General features: G+C 55.8%; 13 protein-coding genes. 11 read left to right on the forward strand and 2 right to left on the reverse strand.

Annotated features, from left to right (window positions below; translation table 11 throughout):
- Positions 1 to 6: 6 nt before the first annotated feature.
- The 10 genes from fabD (at position 7) to ptsG (ending at position 9,485) form a co-directional block, all read left to right on the forward strand.
- The gene (gene fabD / locus AC6I8D_RS07265; RefSeq protein ID WP_312052555.1) at positions 7 to 939 is read left to right on the forward strand and encodes an ACP S-malonyltransferase; all 933 of its coding nucleotides are present in this window, start codon (positions 7 to 9) and stop codon (positions 937 to 939) included.
- Between the two features lie 10 nt (positions 940 to 949).
- On the forward strand, positions 950 to 1,684 hold the full coding sequence (fabG, locus tag AC6I8D_RS07270) for a 3-oxoacyl-ACP reductase FabG (RefSeq protein WP_312052553.1): 735 nt from the start codon (positions 950 to 952) through the stop codon (positions 1,682 to 1,684).
- Between the two features lie 154 nt (positions 1,685 to 1,838).
- Positions 1,839 to 2,075 (forward strand): acyl carrier protein, encoded by a 237-nt coding sequence (gene acpP / locus AC6I8D_RS07275; RefSeq protein ID WP_003849865.1) that lies wholly within the window; start codon positions 1,839 to 1,841, stop codon positions 2,073 to 2,075.
- Positions 2,076 to 2,160: 85 nt separating this feature from the next.
- Positions 2,161 to 3,402: a beta-ketoacyl-ACP synthase II gene (gene fabF, locus AC6I8D_RS07280; RefSeq protein ID WP_312756592.1), complete on the forward strand. Its 1,242-nt coding sequence runs from the start codon at positions 2,161 to 2,163 to the stop codon at positions 3,400 to 3,402.
- Positions 3,403 to 3,507: 105 nt separating this feature from the next.
- On the forward strand, positions 3,508 to 4,323 hold the full coding sequence (pabC, locus tag AC6I8D_RS07285) for an aminodeoxychorismate lyase (RefSeq protein WP_312756594.1): 816 nt from the start codon (positions 3,508 to 3,510) through the stop codon (positions 4,321 to 4,323).
- Complete coding sequence (gene mltG / locus AC6I8D_RS07290; RefSeq protein ID WP_312052547.1) at positions 4,320 to 5,339, forward strand: endolytic transglycosylase MltG; 1,020 nt, start codon at positions 4,320 to 4,322, stop codon at positions 5,337 to 5,339. Before pabC ends, mltG begins: the two co-directional genes overlap by 4 nt.
- Complete coding sequence (tmk, locus tag AC6I8D_RS07295) at positions 5,329 to 5,961, forward strand: dTMP kinase (RefSeq protein ID WP_497819859.1); 633 nt, start codon at positions 5,329 to 5,331, stop codon at positions 5,959 to 5,961. Before mltG ends, tmk begins: the two co-directional genes overlap by 11 nt.
- The gene (gene holB / locus AC6I8D_RS07300) at positions 5,961 to 6,950 is read left to right on the forward strand and encodes a DNA polymerase III subunit delta' (RefSeq protein ID WP_312052987.1); all 990 of its coding nucleotides are present in this window, start codon (positions 5,961 to 5,963) and stop codon (positions 6,948 to 6,950) included. The genes tmk and holB overlap by 1 nt, the downstream gene beginning before the upstream one ends.
- A 17-nt stretch (positions 6,951 to 6,967) precedes the next feature.
- Positions 6,968 to 7,759, forward strand: a complete 792-nt coding sequence (locus AC6I8D_RS07305; RefSeq protein ID WP_497819860.1) for a metal-dependent hydrolase — start codon at positions 6,968 to 6,970, stop codon at positions 7,757 to 7,759.
- Between the two features lie 292 nt (positions 7,760 to 8,051).
- Entirely contained in the window at positions 8,052 to 9,485 is a 1,434-nt protein-coding gene (ptsG, locus tag AC6I8D_RS07310; protein WP_312052541.1) for a PTS glucose transporter subunit IIBC, read from the forward strand.
- A 55-nt stretch (positions 9,486 to 9,540) separates the two neighbouring features.
- Here ptsG and bglB read toward each other — a convergent pair whose 3' ends face one another.
- Positions 9,541 to 10,680 carry a beta-galactosidase BglB gene (bglB, locus tag AC6I8D_RS07315; protein WP_497819861.1) on the reverse strand — a complete coding sequence of 380 codons (1,140 nt, stop codon included), beginning with the start codon at positions 10,678 to 10,680 and terminating at the stop codon, positions 9,541 to 9,543.
- Between the two features lie 12 nt (positions 10,681 to 10,692).
- The gene (locus AC6I8D_RS07320) at positions 10,693 to 12,282 is read right to left on the reverse strand and encodes an MFS transporter (RefSeq protein WP_031377252.1); all 1,590 of its coding nucleotides are present in this window, start codon (positions 12,280 to 12,282) and stop codon (positions 10,693 to 10,695) included.
- A 363-nt stretch (positions 12,283 to 12,645) separates the two neighbouring features.
- Here AC6I8D_RS07320 and hinT point away from each other — a divergent pair, with 363 nt between their 5' ends.
- A complete protein-coding gene (gene hinT, locus AC6I8D_RS07325; protein WP_031377253.1) occupies positions 12,646 to 12,996 on the forward strand; it encodes a purine nucleoside phosphoramidase in 351 nt (116 codons plus the stop codon).
- The last annotated feature ends 16 nt before the right edge of the window (positions 12,997 to 13,012 follow it).

Consider the following 13,012-nt stretch of genomic DNA (forward strand, 5'->3'; position numbering starts at 1 on the left):
CATAAGATGACGCAATTTGCTTTTGTTTTCCCAGGCCAGGGTTCACAGACGGTCGGTATGCTGGCTGATTTAGCCGCTACCTACCCGCAGGTGGAAGAGACTTTCCGCGAAGCCTCTGCGGCACTGGGATATGACTTATGGCAGTTAGTCAGCCAGGGGCCGGCTGAAGAGTTGAACAAAACGTGGCAGACTCAGCCTGCGCTGTTAGCCGCCTCGGTTGCTATTTATCGTGTCTGGCAGCAGCAGGGCGGTGAACAGCCATCAATGATGGCCGGTCACAGCCTGGGTGAATATTCCGCGCTGGTGTGTGCTGGCGTGCTGGATTTTGCCGATGCGATCAAGCTGGTTGAGTTGCGTGGCAAACTGATGCAGGAAGCCGTGCCGGAAGGGACTGGCGCAATGCAGGCGATTATCGGCCTGGATGACGCATCAATCCGCAAAGCCTGTGAAGAGAGTGCGCAAGGTCAGGTGGTTTCGCCGGTTAACTTTAACTCGCCAGGCCAGGTGGTCATCGCGGGTAACAAAGAAGCGGTAGAGCGTGCCGGTGCGGCCTGTAAGGCTGCCGGTGCTAAGCGTGCGCTACCGTTACCGGTTAGCGTACCGTCTCACTGCGCGCTGATGAAGCCAGCGGCGGACAAACTGGCCGTGGCGCTGGAGTCCATCACCTTTCATACGCCTGCGGTGCCGGTTATTAATAACGTCGATGTCAAAGCCGAAACTGACGCTGGCGCGATTCGCCATGCGCTGGTGCGCCAGCTCTACAGTCCGGTTCGCTGGACTGAAAGCGTGGAAGCAATGGCGGCACAGGGCGTGACCCAACTGCTGGAGATCGGTCCAGGTAAAGTGCTGACCGGTCTGACCAAACGCATTGTGGATAGCCTGACAGCGGCTGCCGTCAACGATAGTGCATCACTGACGGCTGCACTCGGAAAGGAATAAGAGGAAAATCATGAGCTTTGAAGGTAAAGTTGCGCTGGTAACCGGCGCGAGTCGCGGCATTGGTCGTGCGATTGCGGAGACGCTGGCGGCAAAAGGCGCTAAAGTTGTAGGTACCGCGACCAGCCAGAGTGGCGCCGACGCCATCAGTGCTTACCTTGGCGACAAGGGCAAAGGCCTGTTACTGAACGTGACTGACGCTGCATCGATCGACAGTGTTTTAGAGAATATTCGCGCAGAATTTGGCGAAGTGGATATTTTAGTCAATAATGCAGGCATTACGCGTGATAATCTCCTCATGCGCATGAAGGACGATGAGTGGCAGGATATCCTCGATACCAACCTCACTTCTGTCTTCCGCCTTTCTAAGGCGGTATTGCGTGCCATGATGAAAAAGCGCGTGGGCCGTATCATCACCATTGGTTCCGTTGTTGGAACCATGGGTAACGCGGGCCAGGCAAACTACGCGGCAGCAAAAGCGGGTTTAATTGGCTTTAGCAAATCACTGGCGCGCGAAATCGCGTCACGTGGCATTACCGTCAACGTCGTGGCTCCAGGTTTTATTGAGACAGACATGACGCGGGCACTGAACGAAGATCAACGTTCTGGTATTTTGGCGGAAGTACCTGCGGGTCGCTTAGGCGAAGCGCAAGAAATCGCCAATGCTGTGGCATTCTTAGCCTCTGACGAAGCAGCCTACATCACAGGTGAAACGCTGCACGTCAATGGCGGCATGTACATGGTCTGATAAATCACGAAAACATTTGCATTATTTGCGGCTAAAACCGCAAAATAGCGTAAAATCGTGGTTCGACCAGCCGGGATTTTGTTGCATCTTTTTCACCATTTTATACACTACGAAAACCATCGCGAAAGCGAGTTTTGATAGGAAATTAAATAGTATGAGCGATATCGAACAACGCGTTAAGAAAATCATCAGTGAGCAGCTGGGTGTGAAAGAGGAAGAAGTGACCAACTCTGCATCTTTCGTAGAAGACCTGGGTGCCGATTCTCTTGATACCGTTGAGCTGGTAATGGCTCTGGAAGAAGAGTTTGATACTGAAATTCCAGACGAAGAAGCTGAGAAAATCACTACCGTTCAGGCAGCGATCGACTACATCAATAGCCACAAAGGCTAATGAATATCTTCAGGCGGTCGCTCGACCGCCTGATTTTTATGTTTGTCCCACATAGTTCCCTATTTCCCCTCCCTGGAGGACGAACGTGTCTAAGCGTCGTGTAGTTGTGACCGGTCTTGGCATGTTGTCTCCTGTCGGCAATACCGTAGAGTCTACCTGGAGTGCTCTCCTTGCCGGTCAGAGCGGCATTAACCTGATCGACCATTTTGATACCAGTGCCTATGCAACCCGTTTTGCAGGTCTGGTAAGAGGTTTTAATTGTGATGACTACATCTCGCGCAAAGATCAGCGCAAGATGGATGACTTCATCCAATACGGCATTGTTGCCGGCATGCAGGCTATGCAGGATAGCGGTCTGGTTGTGACCGAAGAGAATGCAGGTCGTATGGGCGCAGCGATTGGCTCCGGCATCGGTGGTTTAGGTCTGATTGAAGACAATCATACTTCACTGGTCAACGGTGGCCCGCGTAAAATCAGCCCGTTCTTTGTGCCGTCGACTATCGTGAACATGGTAGCGGGTCATCTCACTATCATGTACGGCCTGAAAGGTCCGAGCATCTCTATTGCGACTGCCTGTACCTCTGGCGTGCATAATATCGGCCACGCCGCACGTATCATCGCCTATAACGATGCTGACGTGATGCTGGCAGGTGGCGCTGAAAAAGCCAGTACGCCATTAGGCGTTGGCGGATTTGGTGCCGCACGTGCGCTCTCCACCCGTAACGACGACCCACAGGCAGCAAGCCGTCCATGGGATAAAGATCGTGACGGTTTTGTGCTGGGTGACGGTGCCGGTATCGTGGTACTCGAAGAGTACGAACATGCTAAGCAGCGCGGCGCGAAAATCTATGCGGAAATCGTCGGCTTTGGTATGAGCAGCGATGCTTACCACATGACTTCTCCGCCGGAAGATGGCTCGGGTGCAGCAGCCGCGATGATCAATGCGCTGCGCGATGCTCAGCTTACGCCAGAGCAGATCGGCTATGTCAACGCGCACGGCACTTCGACGCCAGCCGGTGACAAAGCGGAAACGCGTGCAGTGAAATCGGTATTTGGGGCAGCAGCCAGTACGGTAATGGTGAGCTCAACCAAATCGATGACCGGGCATTTGCTGGGTGCTGCGGGTGCCGTTGAATCGATCTACTCGATTCTGGCCCTGCGTGACCAGGCGGTACCGCCGACCATTAACCTCGACAACCCGGATGAAGGCTGCGATCTCGATTTCGTGCCGCATACCGCGCGTCAGGTTTCCGGACTGGAGTATACCTTGTGTAACTCCTTCGGCTTCGGTGGCACCAACGGCTCATTGATTTTCCGTAAAGTGTAATCATTGTTGATTGCTAAAAAGGCCCGCGATGCGGGCCTTTTTTTATCCTGATTATTCAACAGAGTCAGCATCGGCGCGCCGATCGCTGCCCAACCGGAGAGAACTATGTGGATTAACGGCATCGAACAATCAACTCTGGCGGCCAGCGATCGCGGACTGCAGTTCGGCGATGGCTGCTTTACCACCGCGGCGGTGCAGCAGGGCAGGATCCTGTTACTGGAACGCCACATGCAGCGTCTCAGAGAAAGCTGTGAACGGCTGTTAATCAACGGTATCGACTGGCTGCAGCTGGAAAAAGAGATGCGTCAGGCAGCCCGTGATCAGACACAGGCGGTGCTGAAAGTGATACTCAGCGCTGGCAGCGGCGGACGCGGTTACAGCCGGAAAGGCGTTGGTGAGCCGACGCGTATCGTCTCGCTGGCTGCGTGGCCGCCACACTATGCTGCCTTACAGCAGCGCGGCGCGTCGCTGGCTGTCAGCCCGATTCGGCTGGCGCGCAATCCGCAGTTTGCCGGCCTGAAGCATCTCAACCGGCTGGAACAGGTGATGATTCGGGCTCATCTTGACCAGACAGACGCTGACGAAGCGCTGGTGCTTGACACTGAAGGTTGGGTGGTGGAATGCTGTGCGGCCAATTTATTCTGGCGCCAGGGCCGGGAGATTTTTACCCCTGACCTGCGCTGGGCGGGCGTCGATGGCATTATGCGGCGCAGTCTGATGGCGCAGCTCGCCGCCGCAGGGCAGGCTTGCCAGGTTGTCCAGTGTGAACCAGACGCGTTGCTGGCTGCCGATGAAATCGTACTATGTAACGCCCTGATGCCGGTTTTACCGGTACGACAGCTGGGGGCGGTGAACTTTACGCAACGCACGCTGTTTAATCAGTTGCACGCAAGCTGTAAAAAGATAATGGATGCATCATGAGCCGAAGTAAAAAAATTCTCGCCAGCATTGTGGCGATAGTGGGTGTCGCGGCTGCCTTCAGTTACTGGCAGATAAAACAGTTCGCGTCCGCCCCGTTAACCCTGCACCAGGAAACGATCTACACGTTGCCGGCCGGTACCGGCCGGGTGGCGCTTGAAGCGCAGTTAGAAAGCCAGAATATCATTCCGCACAGCATCTGGTTTGGCGCGTTACTGAAGGTCGAACCCGAACTGGCGACCTTCAAAGCCGGAACCTACCGTCTCGAGCCGACCATGACGGTGCGTTCGCTGCTGCAGCTGCTGGCCAGTGGCAAAGAGGCACAGTTTCCGCTGCGCCTGGTCGAAGGTCAGCGCCTGACCGAGTGGCTGAACGAGCTGCGTAAAGCGCCCTATATCCGGCATACGCTGAAAGATGACCAGTTTGCGACGCTGGCCAGCGAGCTGAAGCTTGATCCGCAGCAGCTGGAAGGTAACTTCTTCCCGGATACCTATCTCTATACCGCTAATACCAGCGATCTGGCGATCCTGCAGCGCGCCCATGAACGGATGAAGAAAACCATCGATCAGGTCTGGCAGGAAAGGGCGGATAATCTGCCGTACAAAACGCCGCAGGATCTGGTGACCATGGCCTCGATCATTGAAAAAGAGACCGCCGTCAGTGATGAGCGCGCCCGTGTCGCCTCGGTGTTTATTAATCGATTGCGAACCGGCATGCGACTGCAAACCGATCCCACGGTGATCTACGGTATGGGCCCGGCCTATAACGGTACCCTGACACGTAAAGACCTGGAGACGGCAACCGATTACAATACCTATATCATTAATGGTCTGCCGCCCGGACCGATTGCCATGCCGGGCAAAGCGTCGCTGCAGGCAGCGGCCCATCCGGAAAAGAGCAACTACCTCTATTTTGTTGCGGATGGTAAGGGCGGACACACCTTTACCACCAATCTTGCCAGCCATAACCGGGCGGTGCAGCTTTACCGGCAAACGCTGAAGGAAAAAAATGAACAGTAAGTTTATCGTCATTGAGGGCCTGGAAGGCGCCGGTAAAACCACGGCGCGCGATGCGATTGTCGCCACGCTGCGCGAACGCGGGATTGAAGATATTGTCTTCACCCGCGAACCTGGCGGAACGCCGCTGGCGGAGCAGCTGCGGGTGCTGGTCAAGCAGGGCATTGAGGGTGAGCAGGTGACCGATAAAGCGGAACTGCTGATGCTCTATGCGGCGCGGGTGCAGCTGGTCGAAACGGTGATCAAACCGGCGCTGGCTCGCGGGGCCTGGGTGATTGGCGATCGACACGATCTCTCTTCACAGGCTTATCAGGGCGGCGGGCGCGGACTCGACAGTGAACTGATGCGTACCCTGCGCGATGCGGTGCTGGGCGATTTTCGCCCCGACCTGACGCTCTATCTCGACGTAACGCCGGAAATTGGTCTGCAACGTGCCCGTGCCCGTGGCGCGCTGGATCGCATTGAGCAGGAATCGCTGCGCTTTTTTGAGCGCACCCGCGACCGTTATCTGGCTTTGGCAGCGGACGATGCGACAATTCTGACCATCGACGCCAGCCAGTCGCTGCAACAAGTGACAGCGTCACTTCAGTCCACTCTTAAGGGCTGGCTGGCGGAGCAGGCGTGATGAACTGGTTTCCGTGGCTCAATCAGCCCTATCGCCAGCTGATCACCCAGCATCAGCAGGGCCGGAGTCATCACGCGCTGCTGATTCAGGCGATGGCCGGGATGGGCGATGATGCACTGGTGTGGGGCATCAGCCGCTGGCTGATGTGCCAGCAGCCCGACGGCCTGAAAAGCTGCGGTGAATGCCACGGCTGCCAGCTGATGCAGGCCAATACACATCCGGACTGGTACCGGCTGGAAGCGGAGAAAGGTAAAAACACCCTCGGTATTGACGCGGTTCGTCAGGTGACTGAGAAAATGTATCATTTCGGTCAGCAGGGCGGCGCCAAAATCGTCTGGCTGCCTGATGCGGCTCAGCTCTCTGAGGCTGCGGCCAATGCCCTGCTGAAAACGCTGGAAGAGCCGCCAGCCAATAGCTGGTTTTTCCTCAGCAGTCGTGACCCGTCGCGCCTGCTGGCGACCTTGCGCAGCCGATGCATGACGCTGCATCTTTCGCCGCCGGACGAAGGACTCAGCCTGAACTGGCTAAAGAAGCAGACGACGCAGGATGAAGTGATGCTGGTCGCCGCGTTGCGACTCAGCGCCGGCGCGCCGGAAGCGGCGCTGAAGCTGCTGGCGGCCGGCCCGTGGCAGGCGCGACAGAAACTGTGCGATGCGCTGCCTGCAGCACTGCAGCAGGACATTCTGCAACTGCTGCCGGTGCTCAACGCCGACGACGCGGCGGTGCGCATTGGCTGGCTGCTCTCGCTGCTGCTGGATGCGATGAAATGGCAGCAGAATGCAGGCCAGTGGCTGAGTAACGTCGATCGTCAGGACGTGGTGACGCTGCTGGCCGGACACTTTACCCCGACTGCGCTCAACAGCAGTGCGCAAGAGTGGATGCGCTGTCGCGAGCAGTTGCTGCACGTCGCGGCGGTTAACCGCGAACTATTGCTGACCGATCGGCTGCTGAGCTGGGCTGATAATATGAAGCCAGCGCTGATCGGCTAAACCTTCTGAGAGTAACTATGTTTATTGTTGATTCCCATTGCCACCTTGATGGCCTGGACTATGAAAAAAACCATCGCGATCTGGATGATGTGATCGCCAAAGCGGCCGCGCGTGACGTGAAATTTATGCTGGCCATCGCCACCACGCTGCCCGGTTTTCATACCCTGAAAGCGCTGGTCGGCGATCGGCCTGAAATCGCACTCTCCTGCGGCGTTCACCCGCTGAATCAGGAGGAAGCGTATGACGTTGAGGAGTTTCGCCGTCTGGCTGCCGATCCGCAGGTAGTGGCGCTGGGGGAAACCGGGCTGGATTATTACTATCAGCAGGAGACCAAAACACAGCAGCAGGCCTCCTTCCGTGAACACATCCGTACCGGCATCGCCCTGAACAAACCGATTATTGTGCACACCCGTGATGCGCGAGACGACACGCTGGCGATTTTACGTGAGGAACAGGTTGAGCGCTGCGGCGGGGTGCTGCACTGCTTTACCGAGGATCAGCCGACCGCGGCGAAGCTGCTGGATATGGGATTCTATATTTCGTTCTCCGGTATCGTTACCTTCCGTAATGCGGAGCAGCTGCGGGAAGCGGCGCGTTACGTTCCGCTGGATCGCATGCTGGTTGAAACCGATTCTCCTTATCTGGCGCCGGTTCCTTATCGCGGTAAAGAGAACCAGCCCGCTTATACCCGCGATGTCGCCGATTATCTGGCGGTGCTGAAAGGGGTAGATATTGAGACGCTGGCCGCCACCACCACCCGCAATTTCGCTGAGCTATTCCACATCCCGATGAGCCGGCTGGGTGCCTGAGTCGGCCGTTTATTTCATACTCTGTAATTAATCTGTAATCTGCGCATATGGCCTTGTTTTTCCAGCAAGGCCAGCTTTTTATTGCTGATTATTCGTGCGGGTCAGTAAGAAATTTCGTAAAGTGCACGCTTGCGATTGTCGAAACGTGATAACCGTCAAAGTAACAAATAACGATTTATTTTACCCTTCGTAATAAATCAAAAGGCGGTCACCGCCAACCCGGTAAAGAATCCTCCCTCTTTACCACGCGCAATGCGCGAAAAAATGCACTCATACTCAGGAGCTTCACGCTATGTTCAAAAATGCTTTTGCCAACCTGCAGAAGGTCGGTAAATCGCTCATGCTACCGGTATCGGTTCTGCCGATTGCCGGGATTTTGTTAGGTGTCGGTTCGGCCAATTTCAGCTGGTTGCCTGCAGTGGTTTCGCATGTGATGGCAGAAGCGGGCGGATCGGTGTTCGCCAATATGCCGCTGATTTTTGCCATCGGTGTGGCGCTGGGCTTTACCAATAACGACGGTGTATCCGCACTGGCCGCGGTGGTCGCTTACGGCATCATGGTGAAAACCATGGCGGTGGTGGCTCCACTGGTGCTGCATCTGCCAGCGGCAGAAATTGAGGCGAAACACCTGGCGGATACCGGGGTACTGGGCGGTATTATCGCCGGCTCGATTGCCGCGTATATGTTCAATCGCTTTTACCGCATCAAGCTGCCGGAATATCTCGGCTTCTTTGCCGGTAAGCGTTTCGTACCGATTATCTCCGGTCTGGCAGCCATCATTCTCGGCGTACTGCTCTCCTTTATCTGGCCGCCGATAGGTTCCGCGATTCAGGAGTTCTCCCAGTGGGCCGCCTATCAGAACCCGGTTGTCGCCTTTGGTATTTATGGCGTAATTGAACGCGCGTTAGTGCCATTTGGTCTGCATCACATCTGGAACGTTCCTTTCCAGATGCAGATCGGTGAATATACCAATGCGGCAGGTCAGGTGTTCCACGGTGATATCCCGCGCTATATGGCGGGCGACCCGACCGCGGGCAAACTTTCCGGTGGCTTCCTGTTCAAAATGTATGGTCTGCCAGCCGCCGCGATTGCTATCTGGCATTCGGCTAAGCCGGAAAACCGTGCCAAAGTGGGCGGCATCATGATCTCCGCTGCGCTGACTGCATTCCTGACCGGTATCACCGAACCGATTGAATTCTCATTCATGTTCGTTGCGCCGATCCTGTACGTAATCCATGCGCTGCTGGCCGGTCTGGCTTTCCCAATCTGTATTCTGCTCGGAATGCGTGACGGTACCAGCTTCTCGCACGGTCTGATCGACTTTATCGTGCTGAGCGGTAACAGCAGTAAAATCTGGCTGTTCCCGATTGTCGGTATCATCTACGGTCTGGTTTACTACACCATCTTCCGTGTGCTGATCGCTAAACTGGACCTGAAAACCCCAGGCCGTGAAGAGACCAGCAGCGAGCAGTCCACTGCAACCGGCACTGAAATGGCGGGCAAACTGGTGGCGGCGTTTGGTGGTAAAGAGAACATCACCAACCTTGATGCCTGTATCACCCGTTTACGTGTCAGCGTGGCTGACGTCGCGAAGGTGGATCAGACTGAACTGAAAAACCTCGGCGCACGTGGCGTGGTAGTGGCAGGTTCAGGTGTTCAGGCGATTTTCGGTACCAAATCCGATAACCTAAAAACCGATATGGATGATTATATCCGCAGCATGTAATGCCAGCGGAATGATAAAAAGCCCCGCCGAGCGGGGCTTTTTTTATGCGCGCGATTTACAGATAGACGCGCAGATATTCAGTCAGGCAGAGCAGCGCCATCGCCTGGCCGTACGGCATTGAGGTCAGTGGAATGGTGCGGTAATAGTCCAGATCGCTGCCCATCGCCGTGCCAAACGACACCTGCTTCAGCTCACCGTCGGCATCAATGTTAGCAATCACGCCGCGCAGCGCCTTTTCCGCCATCTCACGGTATTCTGCTGGCAGATAGCGTTTGCGCACCGCTTTAAGAATGCCATAGGCGAATCCCGCAGTGGCCGAAGCTTCCGGATAGCTCTGCGGATCGTCGAGCAGGGTATGCCACAGTCCGCTGCTGTGCTGGCACGCCTGCAACGCCTTCACCTGCGTCGCCAGCACCTGCTGCAGGAAGCGGCGGGTAGCATGATGCTCGGGCCAGTTCATCATCTCCAGAAAATCAGGAATAACGATGGTCAGCCAGCTGTTGCCGCGCGCCCAGCGGGCATTGGCGAAATTATGCCGACCGTCAAAGTTCCAGCCGTGGAACCACAGGCCGGTTTCGCGATCCATCAGGTACTGGGTATGCAGCAGGAACTGGTAGCTCGCTTCCTCCACCCACTCGTCACGCTTCAGTAACTGGCCAATTTTCGCCAGCGCCATCACGCTCATCATCAGGGTGTCATCCCAAAGCTGCTGGCTGTTTTCATTGTTATAGACAATGTGTTGCAGCCCGCCCTGTTCCGTGCGCGGCATTTCATACATCACCCATTCTGCCCAGCGCTCCAGCACCGGCAGCCATGCGGCATTGCCGGTCTCCTCATAGCGGTAAGCCAGCGTCAGAAAAGGGCAAACGGTATTCACGTTTTTGGTGGGCGTTCCCTCCGCCAGACGCTGGGCGAACCAGTCATCAATGATCGCCAGCGTCTGCCGATCACCGGTCTGCTGATAGTAGTGCAGCATGCCATACAGGCCGATGCCGTGTGTCCATTCCCAACCCGCCCAGCCTTTAGTATCGATCACCCGGCCATCGTCCAGCCGCAGCAAAAATTCGCCGGTTTCGTCGGTGATGTTGACCAGATTTTGTGTCAGCTTGTGGATCAGCTGGACCAGTTCGCTGCGTGGCAGCAGATGTTCAGGTTGGCACAATAGCGCGCTGTGTTTAACGGGAAATACAGTCATGGTTTATTCCTGTCATTTTAAGGTCGGGTTGATAGATGAGAGTAAAGGGCGATGCGTGGGTAACGGCGGCGCAGCGGGCTTCATCCGATTGAGGAAGCCAATGTTATTGTTGCCCCACAGGTTTTCATAGGGCATGCCGGCCAGCGTTTCGACGATCTGTCGCGCTTCAGGCGTGATTTTTTCCGGCACAATGCGTCCCGCTTCGCGCATCTTCAGGGTCTCTTCACGCAGCACGGTATGCGTCTGCAGATTCAGCTTGAAGCGCAGTGAAACCAGGAAACCGCAGGTGAGAACCGCCACGGTGCCGAGGCTCAAAATCGCCAGAATGGTGTGGCTGACGCCCGGTACCTGGGTCGCCTGACCCGAGACGAAACCAGAGAGCTGCAGCACAATACCTACCAGCATCACCGCACCGGCCTGCGAGGCTTTGCGGGTCAGGGTCATGATGCCGGCAAAAATACCTTCGCGACGCTGACCGGTGATCACTTCATCGACATCGGCGATATAGGTGTAGGTGTTCCACGGGACGTAGTTGATGCCGCCACGGCCCAGACCCGCCACCGCTGAGATCAGTAACAGCAGTGCGAGGTTATCGTTCATCCCGGCATACCACAGCCCGGCATAGGAGAGCGCCGCCAGCCCGAACAGCACCGCCACCAGGCGATAGGCGGGAGCCGGTCCCATGCGGATACACAGCGGAATCATCCCCATCACCGCGATAAACTGTAGAACCGCCATGGTGCCCATCAGGTTTGAGGCAATCTGGGCGCTCTGCATCAGGACAAACACCACGTACCAGGTGAAGACCGCGTTAAACACGTCCTGAGCGATATAGCCGCCGAGATACATGCCAAGATGCTGGCGGAAGATCCGCACGCGTAAGGTCGAGGAGAGCTCAACATAGAGCCGTTTGAGATTTTGCAGCAGCGTCAGCTGCTGCTTTTCCTGTTCTGCCCGGCGTGACTCGGCGGAGAAATCATCCGGATGACGTTCCCAGGTAAAGAACCACACCAGCGTCAGCACCAGAGCGCAGATGATCGAGAACACCAGGCTGGCATAGAAGAAGGAGTGTGGGTTGTCTTTGCCAAGCGCGCCGAGCAGGATGCCGGGTAAAAAAGCCGCCAGGATGGCCGAAAGCTGAGCCAGGCCGATGCGTGCGCCAGAGAAGCGGGTTTTCTGCCGGAAGTCGTCGGTCATCTCAGGTACCAGCGTTTCATAGGGCACCAGAATCATGGTGTAGATGATATCGAACAGCAGATAGGTGCAGAGATACCACCAGAAACTCATATCGCTGATCCACATCAGGCTGTAACTGAAAACACAGGGTATGCCGAGCAGGATAAAAAAGCGGCGACGGCCAAAGCGTTTGCCCAGCCAGGTTGAACCAAAGTTATCGGTCAGGAAGCCCATCAGCGGGCTGACAACCGCATCCAGTACCCGGGCGGCGGCAAAAATCAGGGTCGCCTCAATCGGGGTCAACCCACAAAAAGTGGTATAGAAATAGAGCAACCAGGCGGCAGTCAGCGCCGTGGTGCCTGCTCCAAGAAAATCTCCGGAACCGTAGGCCAGATAATGACCCAGACCAATCTTACGTGAGCGCATGGTGCGTGCTCCTTGATGGTGAATGTCGGTAAATCCCTCATGACGACGCCGGGCATCTCAGCCGGACTGAATAGCAAAGTAGAACTGCGACGGCGGGTTAACCTTCGTAATCTGGCAAGGGTCCGGGATGATGTGGCAATGATACAAAGAAAAGGGCGGCTAAAATCTAATTTATAAAACGGCGTTTCATTTTTGTGCGGTGGCGCGCATCAATATCGACCTGTAAAGGTGAGCGGAAGCGCAGGCAGCAGCGGTGGCTGTAAAGAGAGACCAACAATGCAAGAAAAGTGGACCTGAGGTTGAAAGAAAACAAATTTCTCCCGCATACTGATTGATTACGACCCTGGCTAAAGGAATTGCACCATGGCTGAAGAAACCATTTTTAGTAAAATTATCCGTCGCGAAATCCCCGCTGATGTGGTTTATCAGGATGAACTGGTCACCGCCTTTCGCGATATCTCGCCGAAAGCGCCGACCCACATTTTGATCGTACCGAATGTGCTGATCCCGACGGTCAATGAGGTGGAGGCTGCACATGAACATGCGCTGGGCCGCATGTTCACCATCGCCGCCAAAATTGCCCGTCAGGAAGGCATCGATCAGGATGGCTACCGTTTGATTGTCAACTGCAACAAACACGGCGGTCAGGAGGTTTACCACATCCATATGCATCTGCTGGGCGGCGAGCCGCTTGGCCCGATGCTGTCGAACTGAACCTCTAACGGAAACG

It is taken from the genome of Pantoea sp. X-Soil-MYKO-1785 (assembly GCF_059730675.1).

Coding starts and splice junctions, on each gene's coding strand:
- fabD (WP_312052555.1), top strand. CDS start 7: ATGACGCAATTTGCTTTTGTTTTCCCAGGCCAGGGTTCACAGACGGTC.
- fabG (WP_312052553.1), top strand. CDS start 950: ATGAGCTTTGAAGGTAAAGTTGCGCTGGTAACCGGCGCGAGTCGCGGC.
- acpP (WP_003849865.1), top strand. CDS start 1,839: ATGAGCGATATCGAACAACGCGTTAAGAAAATCATCAGTGAGCAGCTG.
- pabC (WP_312756594.1), top strand. CDS start 3,508: ATGTGGATTAACGGCATCGAACAATCAACTCTGGCGGCCAGCGATCGC.
- mltG (WP_312052547.1), top strand. CDS start 4,320: ATGAGCCGAAGTAAAAAAATTCTCGCCAGCATTGTGGCGATAGTGGGT.
- tmk (WP_497819859.1), top strand. CDS start 5,329: ATGAACAGTAAGTTTATCGTCATTGAGGGCCTGGAAGGCGCCGGTAAA.
- holB (WP_312052987.1), top strand. CDS start 5,961: ATGAACTGGTTTCCGTGGCTCAATCAGCCCTATCGCCAGCTGATCACC.
- AC6I8D_RS07305 (WP_497819860.1), top strand. CDS start 6,968: ATGTTTATTGTTGATTCCCATTGCCACCTTGATGGCCTGGACTATGAA.
- ptsG (WP_312052541.1), top strand. CDS start 8,052: ATGTTCAAAAATGCTTTTGCCAACCTGCAGAAGGTCGGTAAATCGCTC.
- bglB (WP_497819861.1), bottom strand. CDS start 10,680: ATGACTGTATTTCCCGTTAAACACAGCGCGCTATTGTGCCAACCTGAA.
- AC6I8D_RS07320 (WP_031377252.1), bottom strand. CDS start 12,282: ATGCGCTCACGTAAGATTGGTCTGGGTCATTATCTGGCCTACGGTTCC.
- hinT (WP_031377253.1), top strand. CDS start 12,646: ATGGCTGAAGAAACCATTTTTAGTAAAATTATCCGTCGCGAAATCCCC.